Source organism: Nonomuraea sp. NPDC050022 (genome assembly GCF_044460705.1).
Lineage (GTDB): Bacteria > Actinomycetota > Actinomycetes > Streptosporangiales > Streptosporangiaceae > Nonomuraea.
The window spans coordinates 102,489-123,852 of the sequence record NZ_JBITKE010000001.1; the positions used below are offsets into that span (position 1 = coordinate 102,489).

The window sequence follows — 21,364 nt, forward strand, 5'->3', positions numbered from 1 at the left end:
CCAAAGGGATCTGGAGGCTCCGCGATGACACGTCCGACCGCCGCTCGCGCGTACGTGCTCGGCTTAGCCATCGCCGCTGTGCTGCTCGCCGGATGTAGACCCCAGGCGGAAACGGCCAGAAGCGGCGGAACCCAGACGACGGGCAGCTGCTCGCTCACAGTGGAAGAGCTCTCCAAGGCCACCTCGCTGAGCTGGGAGCTGAAGGAGAAAAGGGACGACCACCCGCTGGAGACCCTCGAATCGGTCAAGGCGAGCGTGTGTCTCTATACTGCGGCGGACGCTCCGCAGGCGGGGTCGGATCCGCTGGTGCTGAGGACCGACACCGTCGGCGGGAAGGACGTCGCCGCCGTTCGTCAGGAATTCACCGAGTCGTGCACCGGGTACGACGGCCAGGTGCGCGAATCGTCGGCCGCCAAAGGCGCGATCGTGTGCGACCGTGACGGCGCCGTGGCGGAGGGGCTGGTGGAGAGCGTTGACCGGCTGGTGAGCGTCTATTTCGTGAACGCCGACAAGACCACCGCCATCAAGCTCACCAAGAAGTTCGACGCCATCCTCAGAGCCGTGGGGTGACCGGCGACACGGGCCGATGTCGGCCCAGTTGGAGCCGGGAGTTCGTCGGCGGAAGGCGCATATCATGGGCGGATGAGGCCCACGCTTGACGAGATCCAACGGGCGCCCAAGGTGCTGCTGCATGACCACCTCGACGGCGGCCTGCGGGCCGAGACCATCGTCGGGCTGGCGCGCGACTCCGGCTACGGCGAACTGCCCACGACCGACGCCGACAACCTTCGCGAGTGGTTCGAGGAGGCGGCCAATTCAGGCTCGCTCGAACGCTACCTGGAGACCTTCCAGCACACCGTCGGCGTCATGCAGACGCGCGAGGCACTGACCCGCGTCGCCGCCGAGTGCGCGGAGGATCTGGCGGCCGACGGGGTCGTCTACGCCGAGGTGCGCTTCGCGCCCGAGCAGCACACCACCACGGGGCTCAGCCTCGATCAGGTGGTCGAAGCGGTGCTGGACGGGTTCAGGCAGGGCTCCGAGGGGCGCGGGATCAAGGTTGGCACGCTGCTGACCGCGATGCGGCATCAGGCGCGGTCGATGGAGATCGCCGAGCTGGCCGTGCGTTATCGGGATGGCGGGGTGGTGGGGTTCGACATCGCCGGGGCCGAGGCGGGCTACCCGCCCACCAGGCACCTCGACGCGTTCGAATACCTGCAGCGGGAGAACGCGCACTTCACCATCCACGCGGGCGAGGGCTTCGGGCTGCCGTCGATCTGGCAGGCCATCCAGTGGTGCGGCGCCGATCGGCTCGGCCACGGGGTGCGGATCATCGACGACATCTCGGTGTCGGACGACGGCTCCGCCAAGCTGGGCCGCCTGGCCGCGTACGTCCGCGACAAGCGCATCCCCCTGGAGATGTGCCCCACCTCCAACCTGCAGACCGGAGCCGCCGACTCCATCGCCGACCACCCGATCGGGCTGCTGCGCCGCCTGCACTTCAGGGTGACGGTCAACACCGACAACCGGCTGATGAGCCGCACCAACGTGTCGCTGGAGTTCGACAAGCTGGTGGAGGCGTTCGGCTATGGCTGGGATGATCTGCAGTGGTTCACGGTCAATGCGATGAAGTCGGCGTTCATCCCGTTCGATGAGCGGCTGGCGCTGATCAACGGTGTGATCAAGCCCGGATTCGCGCGGATGAAGTGGCAGCCGTGAAAGAGACCTACCGTTCCAAGACCGCCTTCGTGCTCGGCTGGGTGTGGCTGGCGTTCGTCGCCTTCAACATCTGGGATCTGACCGCCCGCTACAACGGCAAGCCCTCGCTGGTGGCGGGTGCCGTGCTGGGCGCGCTGACCGCCGTGGTCTACCTGGTCGCGCTCCGCCCCGCGACCGTGGTGACCGAGGAGGGGCTGGTGGGGCGCAACCCGCTCCGCTCGACGTTCGTGCCGTGGGCCTCGGTGAACGACGTGGTGGTCTCCCACACCATCAACGTCCGCTACGGCGCCGAGCAGGTGTTGCGCCTGTGGACGCCGATGAGCACGGCGCGCGAGCGGGCCAGGGCGCAGCGCCGGGCCACGCCCAGGCAGGAACGCGGTCGCTTCAAGACCGAGCCCACGCTGAGCAAGGCGGAGCAGGCGGCCGCGGAGGCGTTCGCCGGGAAGACGCACGCCGACTGGGTGGGGCAGCAGATCACCGAGCGGGCGGAGTCGGCCAAGCGCCGCGACGTGCAGGCCCCGCCCGCCCGCGCCAGCTGGGCGATCGACTCGTTCGCGGTGCTGGCCGCGGCGATCGCGCTCGTGGTGATGGCGGTCGTGATCGGCTAACGGTGGTGATCGGCTGACCCGGTCGAGCCACGGTCGTGATGGGGTGAGCCGTCGAGCCACGGTCGTGCTGGGGTGACCGGCCGAGGTTGTTGACCCTGACACCGTGTCAGGCCCTACACCTGGAGGGGTCATGTTCAGTATTGGAGACTTCGCCAGGCTCGGGCTCGTGTCCGTGCGCATGCTGCGCCACTACGACGCGATCGGACTGCTGCGCCCCGCGCACGTGGACCCGGCCACCGGCTACCGCTCATACCAGGCGGCGCAGCTGTCCAGGCTCAACCGCATCGTCGCGATCAAGGACCTCGGCTTCACGCTGGAGCAGGTCAGGGCGATCCTCGACGACAAGGTCAGCACGGAAGAACTGCACGGCATGGTACGCCTGCGCCGCGCCCAGTTGGAGGCGCGGATCAGCGCCGACCTGGCCAGGCTGCGCGGTGTCGAGGCGAGGCTCCGGACCATCGAGACGGAGGGGCACATGCAGACGGATGAGGTCGTGCTCAAGGAGATCGCCGCGACCAGGGTCGCCGAACTCAGCGCGCGGGCCGCCAGCTACGAGGGCGAGGACATCGGGCCGGTCATCAAGCCGCTGTTCGTCGAGCTCTGCGGGCGGCTGGAGGCGGCGCGGGTGACCATCGCGGGTCCCGGCATCGCGTACTACATCCCCGAGGACGACGGCGCGGTGATGGTGCACGTCGCGTTCCCCTTCACGGCGGAAGAGAAGGACGAGTACGACGTCCAGTTCGTCACTTTGCCGCGCATCGAGACGGCGGCGACGATCATCCATCATGGCCCGATGGAGGAGGTGGGCCCGACGTTCCAGGCGCTGGCGCACTGGATCGAGGCGAACGGCTACCGGTCGAGCGGCCTGGCCAGGGAGATCTCCCTGCACTGCCCGGACGACCTGGCCGAATGGGTGACGGAGCTCCAGATCGAGGTGTCCCCGGCCTAGTGGAGAAGGACATAACAATGCCGAACATCATTGACCACCCCGACCGCCCCTACGTGGGGGTCCGCGGGACCATCAGCATGACCACCTTCGGTCTGGTGGCCGACCGCATCGGCGAGCTGATCGGCTGGCTGGCCGAGCGTGGCGTGGCACCCGCCGGGGCGCCGTTCCTCAGGTACCTCGCCATCGACATGCCGGCCGACCGGCTGGAGGTCGAGGCGGGCGTGCCGGTCGCGGCCCCGGTGGCGGGTGAGGGGGACATCTTCGCGGCTCACCTCCCGGCCGGGCGCTACGCGACGGTACGCCACCACGGCCACCCCGACCAGCTCAGAGGCGTCATCGAGAACCTCCTGACCTGGGGCTCCGAGCAGGGCCTCAAGTGGGACATGACGCGGGACGGCGACACCGAGCTGTGGGGCTGCCGCCTGGAGCTCTACCAGACGGATCCCCGAGTCGAGTCCGACCTCAACAACTGGGACACCGACCTGGAGCTCCGCCTGACCTGAGCGCTTCAGGGCGTGGGGGCGCCTAGAGGCCGAGTGCGGCGCCGACGTCCGCTTTCAGGGCGTCGAGCTCTCGTACGGCCAGCGCTCGGGCATCCCCCACCGGGCCGGCCACCGGAACGACCACCTCCAGGTAGCACTTGAGCTTGGGCTCGGTCCCCGAAGGCCGGACCACCACCCGGGCGTCACCGGACAGCACGTACCGCAGCCCGTCGGTGGGCGGCAGCCCGCCGTCACCCAGGCTCAGGTCGTCAGCCCGTTCGACCGCCCGGCCGCCCAGCGCGGCCGGGGGGTCGGCGCGCAGCCGGGCCATGGCATCGGAGATGAGCGACAGGTCCTCGACCCGGACGGACAGCTGCGCGGTGGCGTGCAGCCCGTAGCGCCGGGCCTGCTCGTCGAGCAGGTCGAGCAGGGTCCGCCCGGCGCGCTTGGCCGCCGCGGCGATGCCGGCCACGGTCAGCGCGGCGCCGATGCCGTCCTTGTCGTGGACGGGCAGCCCGGCGTCGGAGCCGACGCTGTAGCCGATCGCCTCCTCGTAGCCGAAGACCAGCCCGGGGCCCGCTTTGATGATCCACTTGAAGCCGGTCAGCGTCTCGCCGTAGCGGACGCCGTGGGCGGCGGCGATCTTGCTCAGCAGCGTCGAGGAGACGATCGTGGTGGCCACCAGGCGATCGCCGGACGTGTGCGTGATGACGTGCTCGGCCAGCAGGCCGCCCACCTCGTCGCCGGTCAGCATGCGCCAGGAGCCGTCGCCCAGCGGCACGGCCACGGCACATCGGTCGGCGTCGGGGTCATTCGCCAGGACGAGATCGGCGTTGATCTTCCTGGCCAGCGCCACGGCCAGGTCGATCGCGCCGGGTTCCTCCGGGTTGGGGAACGCCACCGTCGGGAAGGCCGGGTCGGGGTTGCGCTGCTCCTCGACGGCCATCGGGGTCTCGAACCCGGCGGCCAGGAATGCCCCGGTCAGCGTGCCCGACCCGACGCCGTGCAGCGGCGTGTAGGCGATCCGCAGCTCGCGGGCGTCGCCGAGCGGCAGCGCGGTCACCGCGTCGATGTAGTCGTCGATGATGCTCTCGCCCAGCTCGGTCAGCGTGCCGGGCGTGTTGAGCGGCAACCGGTCGACGCGGCCCACCGCCTCGATGGCGGCGGAGATCTCGGCGTCGATCGGCGGCACGATCTGGGAGCCGTCGCCCCAGTAGACCTTGTAGCCGTTGTCACGGGGCGGGTTGTGGCTGGCGGTGACCATCACACCGGCGTCGGCGCCGAGGTGGCGGACGGCGAAGGCGAGAATGGGCGTCGGCAGCGGGCAGGGCAGCAGCGAGGCGTGCAGCCCGGCGCCGGTCAGCACGGCCGCGGTGTCCCGGGCGAACACGTCGGACTTGTGGCGGGCGTCGTAGCCGATGACGACGTGCCTGCCGGGGCCGAGCACCTGGGCCAGACCGGCCGCGGCCCGCATGACGGTCACCCGGTTCATCCGATTGGGGCCCGCGCCCAGCTCACCGCGCAGACCGGCCGTACCGAACTCGAGCCCGGCACCGAAGCGGTCGCGCAGCGCCTCGACGTCGCCGGAGTCGAGCAGGGCGGACAGCTCGGCCCGGGTCTCAGGATCAGGATCCTGCGCCAGCCAGAGACGGGCCGCCTGGACCATGTCGGCGGCTGTGCGAGCAGCGGTGGTCACAGACGGTCCACGATCTTGGCCAGCAGGGTGCCCATGCGGGCGGCCGTCGCGCGGCCGACCTGGAGGACCTCCTCGTGGTTGAGCGGCTCGTCCGCCAGCCCCGCCCCCGGGTTGGTGACCAGGGAGACGCCCAGCACCTCGAGACCGGCCTCGCGGGCCGCGATGGCCTCCAGGACGGTGGACATGCCGATCATGTCGCCGCCCAGCGTGCGCAGCATGCGGATCTCGGCGGGCGTCTCGTAGGTGGGGCCGCGGAAGGCCACGTAGACGCCCTCGGCGATGGTCGGGTCCACCTCCTGTACGAGCGCGCGCAGCCGCCGCGAGTAGACCTCAGTGAGGTCGATGAACGTGGTGCCGGTGATCGGGTTGGCCCCGGTCATGTTGATGTGGTCGCTGATCAGCACCGGGTCGCCGACCTGCTGCGTCTCGGGGCGCAGCCCGCCGGCCGCGTTGGTCAGCACGATCGTGCCGACCCCCGCGGCGGCCGCGGTGCGTACGCCGTGAACGACGGAGTCGACGCCCCGCCCCTCGTAGAGGTGGCTCCGACCGAGGAAGACGAGCGCGTGCCGCCCACCGGGGGTGCGGAGGACGCGGATCTTGCCGCCGTGCCCGGCCACGGCCGGAGCGGAGAAGCCGGGCAGGTCGGTGAAGGGGATCTCCGTGACCGTCTCGCCGATCGCGTCCGCGGCCGGCACCCAGCCGGACCCCATGACGAGGGCGACGTCGAAGGTGCCGAGGCCGCAGGCGCTCTTCAGCGCCTCGGCGGCGGCTCTGGCCAGGGTGTACGGGTTGTTGGTCACCATGCACCTCCAGCGTGGATGCCTCGTCCGTCCGGGTAGCGAGGAAATGTAGAACGGTCGGGCACGATGGTCTCCTGGTTTTGTCGGTGACAGTCGGTAGTTTGATCGGCGTGTCCCGTTACCGCCTCCAGCCGTCGCCTGGCCAAGAGAGAGCGTTGCTGGAGCACTGCGCGCATGCCCGATTCGTCTGGAATCTGGCGGTGGAGCAGCACGCCCATTGGAAGGCAGGCCGCGTGTCCGCTCCGGGGTTCGCCGAGCACTGCCGCCAGTTGACCGAAGCGAGGGCGGCCTTCGAGTGGCTGCGTGCCGGGTCGATCATCGTGCAGCAGCAGGCGTTGAAAGACTTCGCCCAAGCGATGGCGAATTTCTTCGGCAAGACGCACCGCCGCCCGACCTGGCGCAGGCGCGGCCGCGATGAGGGTTTTCGGATCGTCGCGGTGAAGACGAGTGAGGTGCGTCGCCTGTCGCGGCGGGTGGGCGAGTTGCGGGTGCCGAAGATCGGCTGGGTCCGCTTTCGCTGGTCGCGGGCTGTGCCGGAGGGGGTGAAGTCCTACCGGGTCACCCGTGATGCGCTGGGCCGCTGGCATGTCGCGTTCGCCGTGATCCCTGACCCGATCCCAGCACCAGGGACGGGCGCCGTGGTAGGCGTGGACCGGGGCGTGACGGTGGCGGCGGCCTTGTCCACCGGCGAACTGCTGACTGTGCCAGCCCTGCGCGAGGCAGAGCAGACGCGCCTGCGGCGACTGCGGCGCAAGCTGGCCAAGGCGAAGCGCGGATCCAACCGGCGCGGCAGGGTCAAGCAGGCGATCGCCCGATTGAGAGCCCGCGAGAGCGACCGACGCAAGGATTGGGTGGAAAAGACCAGCACCGACCTGGCCCGCCGCTTCGATGTGATCGCAGTGGAAGACCTGAAGATTGCCGCCATGACGAGGTCGGCAAAGGGCAGCATGCAGGAGCTCGGCCGCAACGTCCGGCAGAAAGCCGGGCTGAATCGGGGCATTCTCGCCAACGGGTGGGGTGCTCTGGTGAAGCGGCTGGAGCAGAAGGCTCCGAGCCGCGTCCGAAAGGTTAACCCGCGCTACACGTCGCAGACCTGCAACGGCTGTGGGCATCGCGCGGCGGAATCGAGAGAGAGCCAATCTCGCTTCCGCTGTGTCGCCTGCGGTTGGCGGGACAACGCCGACGTGAACGCGGCCAAGAACGTCCGAGATACCGCCGCAGGGCATGCGGTGGCTGCGCGGGGAGGTTTGCCGCTGGGCGAACCTGCGAACCGTGAACCTCAGCGTGACCTCCTCCTCGTGGAGTAGACACCGTTGGAATCCCCCACTTTCAAGCGGGGGAGGATGCCAAGTCAGTAGTTTAGGAGGAGCCTGTCGAGCACTCGTACCCCGAACTGGAGCGCGTCCACCGGCACCCGCTCGTCCACGCCGTGGAACATCGACGCGAAGTCCATGTCCCCGGGCAGTCGCAGCGGCACGAACCCGAACCCGCGTACGCCCAGGTCGGCGAAGAAGGTCTTGTTGTCGGTGCCGCCGGACATGCAGTACGGCACGGCCCGCGCGGTGGGGTCCTCGGCCTTCAGCGCCGCGATCATCGACTCGACCAGGGCGCCGTCGAACGTGGTCTCCAGCGCGATGTCGTGGTGCACGAACTCGCGGCGGACGTTCGACCCGATCAGCGAGTCGATCGTCTTGAAGAACTCGTCCTCGTGGCCCGGCAGGAAGCGGCCGTCGATCACGGCGGTGGCCTGGCCGGGGATGACGTTCGACTTGTAGCCGGCGTTGAGCTGGGTCGGGTTGGCGGTGTGGCTCAGCGTCGCGCCGACGAAGCGGACCAGCGGCCCGATCTTGTCCAAAATAGGCGCCGGGTCGTCCTCGTCGAAGGGCAGGCCGAAGGCATCCGCGACCTCGGTGAGGAACTGGCGGACCGTCGGGGTGAGGGTGATCGGCCACTCGTGGGCGCCGACCCTGGCCACGGCCTTGGCCACCTCGGTGACCGCGTTGTCGGTGTTGAGCATCGAGCCGTGCCCGGCGGTGCCGTCGGCGATGAGCTTCATCCAGCCGAGGCCCTTCTGCGCGGTCTCGATCAGGTAGAGCCGCAGGGACGGGTCCACCTCCAGGGAGTAGCCGCCGACCTCGCTGATCGCCTCGGTGACGCCCTCGAACAGCTCCGGGTGGTGCGCGGTGAGGTGCTTGGCGCCGTAGTTGCCGCCCGCCTCCTCGTCGGCGACCCAGGCGAAGACGAGGTCGCGGCGCGGCTTGCGGCCCTCGCGGGTGAGCTGGCGGAGTACGGCCAGCATCATCGCGTCCATGTCCTTCATGTCCACCGCGCCCCGGCCCCAGATGTAGCCGTCGCGTACCTCGCCGCCGAACGGGTCGACGGACCAGTCGGCCGCGTTGGCGGGCACCACGTCCAGGTGGCCGTGGACCAGGAGCGCGGGCAGCGACGGGTCGGTGCCTTCGACGCGGGTGATGACGTTGCCCCGGCCCGGCTCGCTCTCGATGTAGGTGGCATCGATGCCGACCTCGTCCAGCCTGGCCATGACGGCCTCGGCGGCGGCCCGCTCGCCGGGGCCGGTGCCGTCCCCGTAGTTGCTGCTGTCGACGCGGATGAGTTCGGCGCAGAGTTCGGCGACTTCGTTCTCGGCGGGCGTCATGGTGTCCTCTCCAGGGTGAGCAGGCCGGATTTGTGGAGGTGACCGCGTTTGTAGGCGCGGGTGATGAGGGTGACGTCCATGTCGGTGACCTCGTCGAGCGGGCCGACGACACCCGTCAGGAAACGGTAGAGGTCGGCCTCATGGGCCACCGCGACCTGGACGATCAGGGAATGGGTGCCCGAGGTGGCCGCGCAGTAACGCACGCTGGGGTGCGCGGCGAGCCGCTGGCCGACCAGGTCGAGCCCGTGCGGCCGTACCTTGAGCCAGAGCTTGCCCTCCACCTCCAGGCCGAGCAGCGCGGGCTCGACCTCGGCCCGCAGCAGCAGGAGCCGCCGTTCGAGCAGCGAGGACACTCGCCTGCGGGCGGTCGGCACCGAGATGTCGAGCCGCTCGGCGATCGCCGTGAACGCGATCCTGCCGTCACCGGCCAGCAGCTCGGCGATCTCCTGCTCCAGAGGCGAAAGACCGTCCTCGTCGGGAAGGAGTTCGAAGACCGGGGGCGGACGCAGCTGGGCCGTCTCCTGCTCGCTGAGGTAGGGCGCGTGCCACTCGGCGACCGTCCTGAAGGTGTGCAGGACGACCTGGGTCTGTGTCTGCAGCACCCCGTCGATCTCGCTGATCTCCGCGGTGAGGATGTCGTGCAGCTCCTCCCGCGACCGGGCGACCAGCTCGCAGGCGAGGTCGGCCGCCCCGGTCAGCGAGTAGACCGAGCGCGTGTCGGGCCGGTCGGCCAGCGCCTTGGCGACCTGCGCCGCCGTACCCGGACGAACCTGGACATGCAGGTGCACGGGCCGGCCGTGGCCCGAGCGCAGGTCGTCATAGATCGCGGTGACGCGCACCATCCCGTCGGCGATCAGGCGCTGTAACCGGCGCGCGACCGTGCGCTCGTGCTCGCCGACGGCCCTGCCGATCTCGCCCCACGACGCGCGGGGGCTGATCTGGAGGGCGGCGACCAGGCGCCGGTCGAGAACATCCACGGGGAGCCGTCTCTATGTCGGGTTTGTAAATATGTTGCCAGAAATTTGACTGTTTCGGTCGTCCGAATGCACAGTAGGCCATCATCGCAGTTGTCAGCAAAGGAGCCCCCCGTGGCGACCTCCCCAGTGGCGCCATCGCCACTCGGCATCCCCAAAAGCCGTGTCCGACAGCTCATGGCGGCCAGCATCGGCAACGTCGTCGAGTGGTTCGACTGGTACACCTACAGCTTCCTGACCGTCTACTTCGCCGACCAGATCTTCCCCAAGTCCGGCACGAACAGTCTGGTCCCGGTGCTGAGCGCCTTCGCGGTGTTCGCGGTCGGCTTCTTCATGCGCCCGCTGGGCGGCCTGGTGGTGGGCGCGTTCGCCGACCGGTTCGGCCGCAAGTCTGCGATGACCTTCACGATCATCCTGATGGGTGGCGGCTCGCTGCTGCTGGCGATCACGCCGACCTACGAGGCGGCGGGTGTGCTCGCGCCGATCATCCTGACGCTGGCGCGGTTGATCCAGGGCCTCTCGGTCGGCGGTGAGTTCGCCGCGGCGACCACGTTCCTGGTCGAGTCGGCCCCTCCCGGGCGTCGCGGGTTGTTCTCGAGCTTCCAGTACGTCAGCACCACCATCGGCCAGCTCTTCGCCTCCGGCCTGGCCGCCCTGCTGGCCGCCAACCTCGCCGAAGCCGACATGAGCTCCTACGGCTGGCGCATCCCGTTCGTGGTGGGCGCGGTGATCAGCCTCGTGGGCCTGTGGATCCGCAAGGGCGCCGAGGAGACCAGCGCCGTGGTCAGCGAGATCCAGGAGGGCAAGACCGAGCGTCCGGGCATGTTCGAGTTCCTGGTCCGCTACCCGACCAAGGCCGCCATGATCGTCGGCATCACCGTGGCGGGCACGGTCGCCTACTACACCTGGACGACCTTCCTGCCGACCTACGCCCAGCAGAACGTGGGCTTCGACAAGGGTCAGTCGCTCACGGTCAGCACGATCGCGCTGGTCTTCTTCATGATCCTGCAGCCGCTGCTCGGCATGCTGTCGGACCGGGTCGGGCGCCGGCCCATGCTGATCACCTTCGGCCTGGCGTTCACGATCCTGCCGGTGCCGCTGCTCGGCATGCTGACGAACTCCTTCTCCAGCCTGCTGCTCATCCAGTGCCTCGGCATGATCTTCCTCGGCTGCTTCACCTCGGTCTCGGCCGCGGTCAACTCCGAGTTGTTCCCGACTCGGGTGCGGGCGGCGGGGGCGGGCTTCCCGTACTCGCTGACCGTCGCCATCTTCGGCGGCACCGCGCCGCTCATCGGCACGGCGCTGAAGGACGCGGGTAACTCGGGGCTCTTCCCGTGGTACATGTCGGCGCTCGCCCTGGTCTCCACACTGGTGTACGTCTTCGCGCTGAAGGAGACCAAGGACCAGCCGCTCAGCTAGTCGCCGATCGATTTGCAGGGGCGTCCCCGCAGCTCCTTGACGTAGTCGTCGGGGGCGCCCGCCCGCTCGGCGGCGTCGGCCAGGATGCCCAGGTAGCGGGCGGAGGGCAGGCCGCCCTCGTAGCCGTCGAGCACGTAGAACCAGGCCACCTGCTCGCCGTCGAGGGTCTGCACCCGCAGCCGCACCTTGTGGTAGAGGCCGCGGACCGCGCCCTCCCACTGGTCGAGCGAGTTGGCGTCCCACTCGGGCACGTCATAGAGGACGACGAAGACGTGCTCGTCGGGGTCTTCGACGATGGTGGAGAGCGCGCCCTCCCAGCCGAAGTAGTCGCCGCCGAACGTCAGGCGCCAACCCTGCAGCCAGCCCACGCCCCGGATCGGGGAATGAGGGGCGCGCATGGCCATCTGCTCGGGGTCCATGTTGCTGCCGTAGGCCGCGTATACAGGCACAGCAGATAAGAGTAGCGCGCGACCGGCCGCCCCGTTCGTCGTCAGCGCGCGCCATGCGGGACAATAGGCACGTGACGAGGATCGTGATCATCGGTGGCGGGCCAGGCGGCTACGAGGCGGCTCTGGTGGCGGCGCAGCTAGGCGCGCAGGTCACCATGGTCGAACAGGACGGGCCTGGCGGCGCCTGCGTGCTGACCGACTGCGTGCCGTCCAAGACGCTCATCGCCACCTCCGTGCGTAAACAGGCCCTGCTCGACGCGCCCTCGCTGGGCGTCGGATTCACCGGCGGGCTCGATGGCGACGTCGGCGTGGCGAGCGTCGATCTGCCGCTGGTCAACAAGCGGGTCAAGGAGCTGGCGCAGGCCCAGTCGGCCGACATCGAGACCCGGGTCGCCGCCGAGGGCGTCGAGATCATCAAGGCCCGCGGGCGGCTGGTCGACCCGCAGCTGGTCAAGGCGGGCGACCGCGCGATCAAGGCCGACGTGGTCATCGTGGCGACCGGCGCGACGCCGCGCATCCTGCCGGGGGCCGAGCCCGACGGCGAGCGCGTCCTGACCTGGCGCCAGCTTTATGACCTCGACGCGCTGCCCGAGCACCTGATCGTGGTCGGCTCCGGGGTGACGGGCGCCGAGTTCGCGGGCGCCTACCGCTCGCTGGGCGCCGAGGTCACGCTGGTCTCCAGCCGCGTCCGGATGATGCCCAACGAGGACGCCGACGGCGCCGAGGTGCTCGAAGAGGTCTACCGGCGCCGCGGCATGAACGTCATGGGCCGCTCGCGTGCCGCCTCCGTCAAGCGGACCGCCGACGGCGTCGTGGTCACGCTCGAAGACGGCCGCACGGCCGAGGGCTCCCACGCGCTGATGACGGTCGGCATGGTGCCCAACACGGGCGGCATCGGCCTGGAGGAGGCCGGGGTCCAGCTCGACAGGAACGGCTTCATCAAGGTCGACAAGGTCTCCCGCACCTCCGCGCCGGGCGTCTACGCTGCGGGTGACTGCACCGGCGTGCTCATGCTCGCCTCGGTCGCCGCCATGCAGGGCCGCATCGGGGTCTGGCACGCGCTGGGCGAGGCGGTCCAGCCGCTCCGGCTGGCCACGGTGGCCTCCAACATCTTCACCGATCCGGAGATCGCCGCGGTCGGCGTGGCACAGCGCTCGATCGAGGCCGGCGAGATCGAGGCCAACGTGGTCAAGCTGCCGCTGGCCACCAACGCCCGCGCCAAGATGCAGGGGTTCAACGACGGCTTCGTCAAGCTGTTCTGCCGTCCGCACACCGGCATCGTGCTGGGCGGGGTCGTGGTGGCGCCGCGGGCCTCCGAGCTGATCCTGGCGCTCTCGGTGGCGGTGCAGCAGCGGCTCACGGTGGATCAGCTGGCCCACACCTTCGCGGTTTATCCGTCTTTGTCGGGATCCATCACCGAGGCAGCCCGGCGGTTGATGCAGCCTGAGGCGCAGATCGGGATCTGACCGAGCTTCGACGGCTTCCACGAAAACGGGCGCGCCCCCCGAAGGGAACGCGCCCGGTCATTCGCTGGTCGCTTTACCAGTCGCCGCCGCCGAAGTCGCCACCACCGAAGTCGCCGCCGCCGCCGAAGTCGCCCCAGCCGCCGCCACCTCCGCCGCCGAAGTCGCCGCCACCACTGAAGTCGCCACCGCCACCGCCGTCGGAGAAGCCCTCGGTGTAACCGGCGCCGTAGCCGCCGAAACCGCCGCCGAGCATGCTGCCCATCATGGTGCCGATGAACATGCCGGTCATGATGTCGCCGAAGCCGCCGTAGTAGCCGTAGGCGTAAGGCTGGTAGGCCGGGCCCGCGTCGTAGTAGGGACGCCGCTGGCCGTCGACCATGACCTCGCGCATCTGCGGGTCGAAGCCGCGCTCCACGGCCTCGGCGTCGCTCGCGCAGGCGGGTACGTCGCGCACCGCGCCACCGGGCGGTGCCCAGCGCACATCACGTACGGACGGGCCGTGCTGCGGGTTGAAGAAGCAGGGCGCCCGCCGCTCGGGGATCGGCTGGTTGTTGACCTTGGCCTTCACCACGGCCAGCGCGTAGCGGCCGTCCTCCAGCGTCTGGGTCACCTCGCGGACCTGGTCGGCCCGCTGCACCGCCGCGAGCTGCGTCTTGGCCTTCTCGTAGGAGTCGAGCGCCTGCTGCCACTCGGTGATGTGCTGCCCGCTCTGGCCGGAGAGCGCGACGTCGGTGTCCAGCGCGGTGATCTCCTCGCCGAGCTTGGTGACGTCCTCCTCCACGGTCTGCTTGACCGCGGCCAGGTCCTTGGCGTCCTGGATGGCCTGCTTCTTCTTCTTGTTCTTGGAGTAGACGAAGTAGCCGCCGCCGCCGACCACGACGAGCGCGCCCAGGGCGATCAGCGCGCCGCTGCCGCCGCCACTGCCGCCCACCGGGCCGGAGTCGAGCGCGGCCTTCTTGCCCTGGGAGGCGAGGTTGATGCGCTCGACAAAGTCATTCATGCCGGACACGACGTCGTCGTGGTTACGCACCGCGAGCTGGGACAGCCGGTTGGTGAGACCGGGCTTGCCGAAGTTGGACTCCGCGAACAGGGAGTTGCCGTCGAGCACCGCCACGGTGACCTGGCCCCCACCCTTCGCGGCCGCGGTGGCCTCGCCAAGGGAGGTGACGTACTGCTTGGCGTTGGCCGCCGTCAACGTGCCGTCGGGCAGAGCCGCGACGTAGATGTCACTCTTGGAACCCTTCAACGTGTCGCGGATCTCGGACTGCTGGTCCGAGGTCAGCGGCGATCCCGACTGCACGAATAGCGGATCCTTCTTGTCCTTCCAATAGGACACAACGCTCGATGCGTCAGGGGGTGCGGCCGCCGCGTTGGCGGCAGGGGACAGCGCAAGGACGACGAAAAGACCGGCGATCAGAGCCGCGATCGCGGCCCCTGCTCGGCGCAGCGAATGGGTCATTGGCAGCAAGCCTCCTTCGCCCAGGATGACGAACGGGCACTCGACAAAGTTCCTCTACAGCGCACGTTACCCGTATGGAGTCGGTCGAGCGCGGGGCGTGGTCAAGGATCTTCGAGACTCCGGCACGATCAAGCGAGAGGTCGAGCGACGTCGAGCGACGTCAAGCGACGTCAAGCGACGTCAAGCGACGTCAAGCGACGTGAAACATCGTCAGGCGTCCTTGATCTCGCAGATCGTGGCGCCCGACGTGACGGTCTGCCCGACCGCGGCGGTCAGGCCCGTGACGGTGCCCGCCTTGTGCGCGGTCAGTGGCTGCTCCATCTTCATGGCCTCCAGCACCACGATCGCGTCGCCCTCGGCCACCGTGTCGCCGTCGGCCGCGACGATCTTGACGATGGTGCCCTGCATCGGGCTGACCAGCGCGTCGCCGCCCGCCGCGGGCTTGTTCGCGCCGCCGCGTCTGGGCTTCCTGGCCGCGGGCGGCGCGGAGCCTCTGGCGGTCGTACCGAGGCCGGAGGGGAGGACCACTTCGAGGCGCTTGCCGCCGACCTCGACCGTCACCGACTCCCGGGCGGCGGGCTCGTCGGCGGAGCCGTCGCCCGAGTAGGGCGGGATCGTGTTGTCGAACTCGGTCTCGATCCACCGGGTGTGGACGGCGAACGGCTCGGCGGTGAAGGCCGGGTCCGACACGACCGCGCGGTGGAAGGGCAGCACGGTCGGCATGCCGTCGATCTCGAACTCGGCCAGTGCCCGGCGCGAGCGCTCCAGCGCCTCCGTACGCGTACGGCCGGTCACGATCAGCTTGGCCACGAGCGAGTCGAACGTCTGCGGCACGGTCATCCCGGCCTCGAACCCCGAGTCGAGCCGCACCCCGGGACCCGACGGCGGCCGCATGACGGTGAGGGTGCCCGGAGCGGGCAGGAAGTTGCGGCCGGCGTCCTCGGCGTTGACCCGGAACTCGATCGAGTGGCCGCGCGGCCGCGGGTCGGCGTAGCCGAGTGTCCCGCCGTCGGCGATGCGGAACATCTCACGGACCAGGTCGAGGCCCGAGACCTCCTCGCTGACCGGATGCTCGACCTGCAGACGGGTGTTGACCTCCAGGAAGGAGATCGTGCCGTCCTGGCCGACGAGGAACTCGCAGGTGCCCGCGCCGACGTAGCCGGCCTCGCGCAGGATCGCCTTGGAGCTGGTGTAGAGGATCTCGACCTGCGACTCGGACAGGAACGGCGCGGGTGCCTCCTCCACCAGCTTCTGGTGGCGGCGCTGGAGCGAGCAGTCGCGGGTGCCGACCACGACCACGTTGCCGTCGTGGTCGGCCAGGCACTGGGTCTCGACGTGCCGCGGGCGGTCGAGGTAGCGCTCCACGAAGCACTCGCCGCGGCCGAACGCGGCGGTCGCCTCGCGTACGGCCGAGTCGTAGAGCTCGGCGACCTCCTCCAGCCGGCGGGCGACCTTGATGCCCCGGCCGCCGCCGCCATAGGCGGCCTTGATCGCGATGGGCAGCCCGTGCTCCTCGGCGAAGGCGACCACCTCGGCCGCCCCAGACACCGGGTCCTTGGTGCCGGCGACCAGCGGCGCGCCGACCTTCTGCGCGATGTGCCTGGCCTGGACCTTGTCGCCGAGCGCGGCGATGGCGGCGGGCGGCGGCCCGATCCAGATCAGGCCCGCGTCGATGACGGCCTGGGCGAAGCCGGCGTTCTCGGCCAGGAAGCCGTAGCCGGGGTGCACGGCGTCGGCGCCGGAGCGCCGGGCGATCTCCAGCAGCTTGCCGATGTCGAGGTAGGTCTCGGCGGGGGACCGGCCGCCCAGCGCGTACGCCTCGTCGGCGATCTTCGCGTGCAGGGAGTCGAGGTCCTGGTCGGCGTAGACGGCCACACTGCCGATCCCGGCGTCCTTGCATGCCCGTGCGATCCGGACGGCGATCTCACCCCGATTGGCGATCAGAACCTTCTGCACTGACCTAAGTCCTTCCGACGCCCTTCCTCGACAAGGCCCGTCTTCCACAAGCACTGAACGGAGTGTAGGTGCTCGTTGTCGGCCGATCCTCAGCGACCCAAGTACGCCCCGCCGTTCACATGGAGCACCTGCCCCGTCAGGTGCCGCGCACCCGGAGTGGCGAGGAACAGAACAGTGTCGGCCACGTCAGATGGGGTGCCGGGGCGGCCGTTGCGGGTGTTCTCGACGCGGGCCCTGATGCCCTCCTCGGTCAGGCGGCCGCGGAAGAACTCGGTGTCGACCACCAGGCCGGGGGAGACCACGTTGGCGGTGACACCTCGGGGGCCGAGCTGGGCGGCCAGGTCGGCGGTCCACGCCTCGACGGCCGCCTTGGCCGCGCCGTACGAGCCGGAGCCCGTACCGCGGGCGGCGATCGAGCCGATCGTGATGATCCGCCCGCCCTTGGCGAAGCGCGGCAGCAGCGCGGTCGTGACGAGCACGGCGGACAGCAGGTTGGCGTTGAGGTTGGCCAGCCATCCCTCGGCCACGTCCAGCAGGTCGTCGGACTGCCGCCGGTCGAGGTTGGTGTTGCCGCCCGCGTTGTTGACCAGGACGTCGACGCGCTCGGGCAGGCGGCCGGCCGCCTCCCTCACGGCGGCGGGGTTCGCGGCGTCGAAGGGCAGGAAGTCGGCGCCGAGCCGGGACGCGGCCTCCTTCAGCACATGCTCGCGACGCCCGGTGATCGTGACCCGGTCGCCCGCGGAGACGAACGCCGCCGCGACCGCGTAGCCGATCCCGGTGCCACCGCCGGTGACCACAACCTCGCGCATGGCCGGCTGCTCCTTAGATCCGAATATTCCTCTGGAAGACCATAGCCGCTCGGCATAACAGGAGCGAGGTGTGAGTGACGCGTCTATGTTGAGGGCGCTTTCAGTCGATCCAGGAGGTATGCATGAGCCAGAGCCTGCTCGGTGGCGACCCCGCGGAAATGCAGCAGATGGCCACCCAATTCACCCAGCAGTCCGAGGCGGTGCGCACCACGATGACCGCGCTGGACCGCGAGGCCGCCAAGGTCGGCACCGCTTGGACGGGTCCGGGAGCCGAGCGCTTCCAAGGGGCCTGGCAGAACTACCGGACGGCCTTCCAGCGCATGACGGAAGAGCTCCAGGAGGCCTCCCGGGTGATCAACACCTACCGGGGCAACATCGAGTCCGCGACCCGCTGAGTCTCGCGGAGGGGCCCCGGCCTGAACGCCGGGGCTTCTTTCGTTCAGGGGCGACCAGGACATTCAAGGACGACCAGGGTGTTCAGGGGCGACCAGGGCTTCTTTCGTTCAGGTCGGCAGGCTACGCTCTTCCGCCATGATCGGACGGACTCTCGCGGCGGGCGTGCTCGCCCTGCAGCTCACCTCGGCCCCCGCCCTCGCCGCGGTGCCGGCGGAGAGGTCAGCGCCCGTCGAGTGCAAGCCGCGCAAGGGGACGACGCAGTTGCCCGGCACCGAGCCGTGGGCACAGCGAAGGCTCGACATCAAGAACGTGTGGCGCCTCACCCGGGGCGCGGGCGTGAAGGTCGCCGTCGTCGACAGCGGCGTCGACTACCAGCACCCGCAGATCCAGATCTCCAAGTTCATCGACATCACCCACACCGGCTACCGCGACTGCGTGGGGCACGGCACCGCCGTCGCGGGCATCATCGCCGGCCGCTACCTCGCGGGGGTCCCCTTCCACGGCGTCGCCCCCGAAGCCCAGCTCATCTCGGTGAAGCAGAGCAACAGCGAGGAGGGTGAGGTCGCCGATCTGGTCAAGGGGATCAAGGAGGCGGTGGACCGCAAGGCGGATGTGATCAACGTCTCGGTGCGGGCCGCCGACCATCCCGACCTGAGGGCGGTCATCCAGTACGCGCTGGACAGGGACATCGTGGTCGTGGCCGCCGCCGGCAACATCACCAAGGAGGACGGGCCGCCCGAGCCCGCCTACCCCGCGGCCTACGACGGCGTGCTCGCCGTCGGCTCCGCCAACAGCAACGGCCAGCGCGCCGACTCCTCCAACACGGCCACGCCGGTCGGCGTGCTCGGGCCGGGCGTGGACATCACCGCCCCGTGGACGGGCAAGAGCTACATGCGCGGCCTGGAGGGCACCAGCTTCGCCGCGCCGTACGTGGCCGGGGTCGCCGCGCTCGTCCGCGCCCGCTTCCCCAAGCTCGACCAGGAGCAGGTACGCCACCGCATCACCGCCACGGCCGACGGCTCGGTGGGCACGGGCACCGGAGCCGGGATGGTCAACCCGCTGCTCGCCGTCACCGCGACGCTGTCCTTCGACCCGGCCGGCGCCCCGGTGGTCGCCGCGCCCCCGCCCTCGCCGCTGCCCGCCGACGTGGTGGCCAAGGTCCCGGCGCCCGACGAGCACGCGACGAACGTCTCTCTCCTGGTGACGGTCGGCGCTCTGGCCATCGCCGCGGTAGGGGCGGCCTGCGTGCTGCTCGTCCCGCTGGGTCGACGGCGCGGATGGCGTCCCGGTCGTCCGGCGGCCTGATGTCCTGACGGTTAAATGTCAGGTTGCGTCCGAAACTACTGATGCAAAAGTGACAGGTTTGGTTGAATGTACTGCAGATCGCGTTTTGAGGTGAAGGGAAAGAAATGCACCCTCTGCAGCCGGGTGATCCAGAGCGTTTAGGAGCTCACACCCTCTTTGGACGGCTGGACGAGGGCCCGCGCGGAGTCGCGTACCTCGGCAAGGAGTCCGAGGACGGACCCACCCGAGTGATCAAGCTGCTCCCGGCCGTTCCGGACGCGGGGCCGCAGGACGCCGAGCGGTACAAGGGCGTCCAGCGCATTTCGAGTGTGTACGTCGCCAGGACCCTGGACGCCGGCATGCACGGCGAGCAGCCGTACATCGTGCGCGAGCACATCGAGGGCCGCAGCCTGGCCGAAACGGTGGCGGCCGAAGGCCCGCTCGACGGCGACACCCTGGAGCGGGTGGCCGTGGGCGTGCTGACCGCCCTGACCGCCGTCCACCTCGCCGGGGTCACGCATCGCGGGCTCACCCCGCACAACGTACTTCTCGCCGCCGACGGCCCGCGTGTGACGGACATCGACCTCGGCGAGGCCGCCGGCGAGCTGGGTTACCGCTCGCCCGAGCAGCTCAGCGGCCTGGGTTACGGTCCTTACGCCGACGTGTTCGCCTGGGCCGCGACGATCGTCTTCGCCGCGACCGGGCAGCCGCCCTTCGGGCACGACGCCCAGGCGGTGCTCAACGAGGAGCCCGAGGTCGGCGCGCTCGCCGAGCCGCTGCGCCGGGTGGTCCTCTCCGCGCTGTCCAAGGACGTAACCCAGCGGCCGACCACGTACACGGCGCTGCTGCAGCTCCTGGGGGACAAGAGTGGCGGGGCCGCCGCGCCGCGGGTAGGCGTTGTCGCCACCGTGTCGCCGCCGGAGCCGATCCCGGCACCGCAGGACGAGCTCTTCCCGCCGCAGACCATCCAGCTTCCGCCGCTGCAGGTGCCGGTCGAGCACCAGCAGCCGCTGGAAGGGGTGCCGGTCCCGCAGCAGACGTGGGGCCCGCCGCCCGTGCCGCAGCAGGGAGCCACGTGGGAAGGGGCGCCCGGCGGGCAGCCGCCTGCCCAGGTGTGGCAGGTACCGGCCCAGGGCGGCGCCGCCGCCCCCCGGCGCAAGTCGTTCCCCATCGGGCTCGCCGCGGCCGTCATGGCCGTCATGCTGCTGTCCGGTGTGGGGCTGTGGGGCGCCGGCCACTACGCCAAGCTGGAGCCCGTCTCCAACTCCGCGTCGGAGGCCACGAAGAGCGGTGGCACCCTCGCGATCGGCGGTGGCGGCGGTGACTCCTCCACGCAGCAACAGCAGCAGCAGCCCGGCCAGCCCGATCCTCAGCCGTCACAGGCCGATGTGACGGTGCCTTGGGCGTCGGCCAGCCCCGACCCGACCGACGTGGTCCCGCTGGTGCTGCCGACCGACTATCCCTCGCAGGCGCCCACGGCTCCGGAGTTCAGCACGGTCCCGACGCCGCAGCCGATCCTCACGCAGCCGGTGACCCAGCCGACGGTGACGCAGCCCGCCACCCAGCCGACCGCGACGCAGCCCGCCGCGACCGAGCGCAAGAGCAGGAAGCGCCACACGCCGACGCCGACCCCGACCGAGTCGAAGCAGGAGCCGACGCCGACGCCGACGCCGACGAAGACCAAGGAGCCGGAGCCGACGCCGGAGCCGAGCAAGACCAAGGAGCCGGAGCCGGAGCCGACGAGGACGACTGAGGCGCCGAAGCCGACGCCGACGAAGACCACTCAGAAGCCGACGCCGAAGCCGACCACTCAGTCGCCCAAGCCGACGCCGACGAAGACCACGGCCAAGCCGACGCCCACCAAGACCACCGCCAAGCCGACGCCGACGCCGCCCAAGACGAACCCCTACACGCCGACGCAGGTGTGCGGATCCGGGTTCAGCGTGCAGCGCAGCAATTCGTTCGCGGGCGGGGTGACCTACCAGCTCTACAACAGCGGCAGCGGTGAGAACTGCGTGGTCACGATGAAGACCACGAACGTGGGTGTGAAGAGCCAGGTCAGCGCCACCCTCGACGTGCAGGGCGGGGGGAGCAGGACCGACTCCGGCAGCTACGACTACTACGCGGGCCCGGTCAAGCTTCCCGCCAAGGGCAAGTGCGTGAAGTTCTCGGGCAGCACCGCCTCGGGCAGCACCAGCGCCCCGTACGGCAACTGCGGCTGAGACAGCGCGAAAAGCGGGGCCGG

Annotated in this window: 19 protein-coding genes; 11 read left to right on the forward strand and 8 right to left on the reverse strand. The window is 70.0% G+C overall.

Annotated features, from left to right (window positions below; translation table 11 throughout):
• Nucleotides 1-24: 24 nt before the first annotated feature.
• The 5 genes from ACIBO2_RS00460 (at nt 25) to ACIBO2_RS00480 (ending at nt 3,776) form a co-directional block, all read left to right on the forward strand.
• Entirely contained in the window at nt 25-570 is a 546-nt protein-coding gene (locus tag ACIBO2_RS00460; RefSeq protein WP_358548646.1) for a hypothetical protein, read from the forward strand.
• A 72-nt stretch (nt 571-642) separates the two neighbouring features.
• A complete protein-coding gene (locus ACIBO2_RS00465; RefSeq protein ID WP_358548643.1) occupies nt 643-1,716 on the forward strand; it encodes an adenosine deaminase in 1,074 nt (357 codons plus the stop codon).
• Complete coding sequence (locus ACIBO2_RS00470) at nt 1,713-2,324, forward strand: PH domain-containing protein (RefSeq protein ID WP_397294606.1); 612 nt, start codon at nt 1,713-1,715, stop codon at nt 2,322-2,324. The genes ACIBO2_RS00465 and ACIBO2_RS00470 overlap by 4 nt, the downstream gene beginning before the upstream one ends.
• Before the next feature lie 130 nt (nt 2,325-2,454).
• Nucleotides 2,455-3,273, forward strand: coding sequence for a MerR family transcriptional regulator (locus ACIBO2_RS00475; RefSeq protein ID WP_397294608.1), 819 nt, complete (start codon nt 2,455-2,457; stop codon nt 3,271-3,273).
• Between the two features lie 17 nt (nt 3,274-3,290).
• Nucleotides 3,291-3,776: a GyrI-like domain-containing protein gene (locus ACIBO2_RS00480; protein WP_358548636.1), complete on the forward strand. Its 486-nt coding sequence runs from the start codon at nt 3,291-3,293 to the stop codon at nt 3,774-3,776.
• Between the two features lie 22 nt (nt 3,777-3,798).
• Here ACIBO2_RS00480 and ACIBO2_RS00485 read toward each other — a convergent pair whose 3' ends face one another.
• Together ACIBO2_RS00485 and ACIBO2_RS00490 are read right to left on the reverse strand one after the other, a co-directional pair.
• Nucleotides 3,799-5,421, reverse strand: coding sequence for a phospho-sugar mutase (locus ACIBO2_RS00485; protein WP_397295686.1), 1,623 nt, complete (start codon nt 5,419-5,421; stop codon nt 3,799-3,801).
• 26 nt (nt 5,422-5,447) lie between these two features.
• Nucleotides 5,448-6,251 carry a purine-nucleoside phosphorylase gene (locus tag ACIBO2_RS00490; protein ID WP_397295688.1) on the reverse strand — a complete coding sequence of 268 codons (804 nt, stop codon included), beginning with the start codon at nt 6,249-6,251 and terminating at the stop codon, nt 5,448-5,450.
• 110 nt (nt 6,252-6,361) lie between these two features.
• Between ACIBO2_RS00490 and ACIBO2_RS00495 the strand changes: the two genes are divergently transcribed.
• The gene (locus tag ACIBO2_RS00495) at nt 6,362-7,558 is read left to right on the forward strand and encodes an RNA-guided endonuclease InsQ/TnpB family protein (protein WP_397295689.1); all 1,197 of its coding nucleotides are present in this window, start codon (nt 6,362-6,364) and stop codon (nt 7,556-7,558) included.
• Between the two features lie 44 nt (nt 7,559-7,602).
• On the opposite strand, the gene ACIBO2_RS00500 is transcribed toward ACIBO2_RS00495, so the two are convergent.
• Together ACIBO2_RS00500 and ACIBO2_RS00505 are read right to left on the reverse strand one after the other, a co-directional pair.
• Nucleotides 7,603-8,907, reverse strand: a complete 1,305-nt coding sequence (locus ACIBO2_RS00500; RefSeq protein WP_397294610.1) for a M20/M25/M40 family metallo-hydrolase — start codon at nt 8,905-8,907, stop codon at nt 7,603-7,605.
• Entirely contained in the window at nt 8,904-9,884 is a 981-nt protein-coding gene (locus ACIBO2_RS00505) for an Lrp/AsnC family transcriptional regulator (RefSeq protein ID WP_358548629.1), read from the reverse strand. Before ACIBO2_RS00505 ends, ACIBO2_RS00500 begins: the two co-directional genes overlap by 4 nt.
• Nucleotides 9,885-9,995: 111 nt before the next feature.
• On the opposite strand from ACIBO2_RS00505, the gene ACIBO2_RS00510 reads away from it, so the two are divergent.
• Nucleotides 9,996-11,300, forward strand: coding sequence for an MFS transporter (locus tag ACIBO2_RS00510; RefSeq protein WP_358548626.1), 1,305 nt, complete (start codon nt 9,996-9,998; stop codon nt 11,298-11,300).
• Here the strand turns inward: ACIBO2_RS00510 and ACIBO2_RS00515 are convergent.
• Nucleotides 11,297-11,749, reverse strand: coding sequence for a gamma-glutamylcyclotransferase (locus ACIBO2_RS00515; RefSeq protein WP_358548624.1), 453 nt, complete (start codon nt 11,747-11,749; stop codon nt 11,297-11,299). The genes ACIBO2_RS00510 and ACIBO2_RS00515 overlap by 4 nt on opposite strands.
• Nucleotides 11,750-11,820: 71 nt before the next feature.
• Between ACIBO2_RS00515 and ACIBO2_RS00520 the strand changes: the two genes are divergently transcribed.
• Nucleotides 11,821-13,215 carry an NAD(P)H-quinone dehydrogenase gene (locus ACIBO2_RS00520; protein ID WP_397294613.1) on the forward strand — a complete coding sequence of 465 codons (1,395 nt, stop codon included), beginning with the start codon at nt 11,821-11,823 and terminating at the stop codon, nt 13,213-13,215.
• A 73-nt stretch (nt 13,216-13,288) separates the two neighbouring features.
• Here ACIBO2_RS00520 and ACIBO2_RS00525 read toward each other — a convergent pair whose 3' ends face one another.
• The 3 genes from ACIBO2_RS00525 to ACIBO2_RS00535 form a co-directional block, all read right to left on the reverse strand.
• A complete protein-coding gene (locus ACIBO2_RS00525; RefSeq protein ID WP_358548618.1) occupies nt 13,289-14,674 on the reverse strand; it encodes a hypothetical protein in 1,386 nt (461 codons plus the stop codon).
• 210 nt (nt 14,675-14,884) lie between these two features.
• Nucleotides 14,885-16,630 (reverse strand): biotin carboxylase N-terminal domain-containing protein, encoded by a 1,746-nt coding sequence (locus ACIBO2_RS00530; protein WP_358548615.1) that lies wholly within the window; start codon nt 16,628-16,630, stop codon nt 14,885-14,887.
• Between the two features lie 89 nt (nt 16,631-16,719).
• The gene (locus ACIBO2_RS00535; RefSeq protein ID WP_358548612.1) at nt 16,720-17,439 is read right to left on the reverse strand and encodes an SDR family oxidoreductase; all 720 of its coding nucleotides are present in this window, start codon (nt 17,437-17,439) and stop codon (nt 16,720-16,722) included.
• A gap of 122 nt (nt 17,440-17,561) precedes the next feature.
• On the opposite strand from ACIBO2_RS00535, the gene ACIBO2_RS00540 reads away from it, so the two are divergent.
• The 3 genes from ACIBO2_RS00540 (at nt 17,562) to ACIBO2_RS00550 (ending at nt 21,341) form a co-directional block, all read left to right on the forward strand.
• Nucleotides 17,562-17,834, forward strand: coding sequence for a WXG100 family type VII secretion target (locus tag ACIBO2_RS00540; protein WP_214633406.1), 273 nt, complete (start codon nt 17,562-17,564; stop codon nt 17,832-17,834).
• 136 nt (nt 17,835-17,970) lie between these two features.
• Nucleotides 17,971-19,140 carry a S8 family serine peptidase gene (locus ACIBO2_RS00545; protein ID WP_397294617.1) on the forward strand — a complete coding sequence of 390 codons (1,170 nt, stop codon included), beginning with the start codon at nt 17,971-17,973 and terminating at the stop codon, nt 19,138-19,140.
• Between the two features lie 104 nt (nt 19,141-19,244).
• Nucleotides 19,245-21,341 (forward strand): serine/threonine protein kinase, encoded by a 2,097-nt coding sequence (locus tag ACIBO2_RS00550; RefSeq protein ID WP_397294619.1) that lies wholly within the window; start codon nt 19,245-19,247, stop codon nt 21,339-21,341.
• The last annotated feature ends 23 nt before the right edge of the window (nt 21,342-21,364 follow it).

Excerpts from the sequence above, each read along its gene's own strand:
- ACIBO2_RS00550 (WP_397294619.1), top strand. The coding sequence starts at position 19,245 with ATGCACCCTCTGCAGCCGGGTGATCCAGAGCGTTTAGGAGCTCACACC.
- ACIBO2_RS00475 (WP_397294608.1), top strand. The coding sequence starts at position 2,455 with ATGTTCAGTATTGGAGACTTCGCCAGGCTCGGGCTCGTGTCCGTGCGC.
- ACIBO2_RS00480 (WP_358548636.1), top strand. The coding sequence starts at position 3,291 with ATGCCGAACATCATTGACCACCCCGACCGCCCCTACGTGGGGGTCCGC.
- ACIBO2_RS00545 (WP_397294617.1), top strand. The coding sequence starts at position 17,971 with ATGATCGGACGGACTCTCGCGGCGGGCGTGCTCGCCCTGCAGCTCACC.
- ACIBO2_RS00525 (WP_358548618.1), bottom strand. The coding sequence starts at position 14,674 with ATGACCCATTCGCTGCGCCGAGCAGGGGCCGCGATCGCGGCTCTGATC.
- ACIBO2_RS00460 (WP_358548646.1), top strand. The coding sequence starts at position 25 with ATGACACGTCCGACCGCCGCTCGCGCGTACGTGCTCGGCTTAGCCATC.
- ACIBO2_RS00485 (WP_397295686.1), bottom strand. The coding sequence starts at position 5,421 with ATGGTCCAGGCGGCCCGTCTCTGGCTGGCGCAGGATCCTGATCCTGAG.
- ACIBO2_RS00465 (WP_358548643.1), top strand. The coding sequence starts at position 643 with ATGAGGCCCACGCTTGACGAGATCCAACGGGCGCCCAAGGTGCTGCTG.
- ACIBO2_RS00535 (WP_358548612.1), bottom strand. The coding sequence starts at position 17,439 with ATGCGCGAGGTTGTGGTCACCGGCGGTGGCACCGGGATCGGCTACGCG.
- ACIBO2_RS00540 (WP_214633406.1), top strand. The coding sequence starts at position 17,562 with ATGAGCCAGAGCCTGCTCGGTGGCGACCCCGCGGAAATGCAGCAGATG.
- ACIBO2_RS00500 (WP_397294610.1), bottom strand. The coding sequence starts at position 8,907 with ATGACGCCCGCCGAGAACGAAGTCGCCGAACTCTGCGCCGAACTCATC.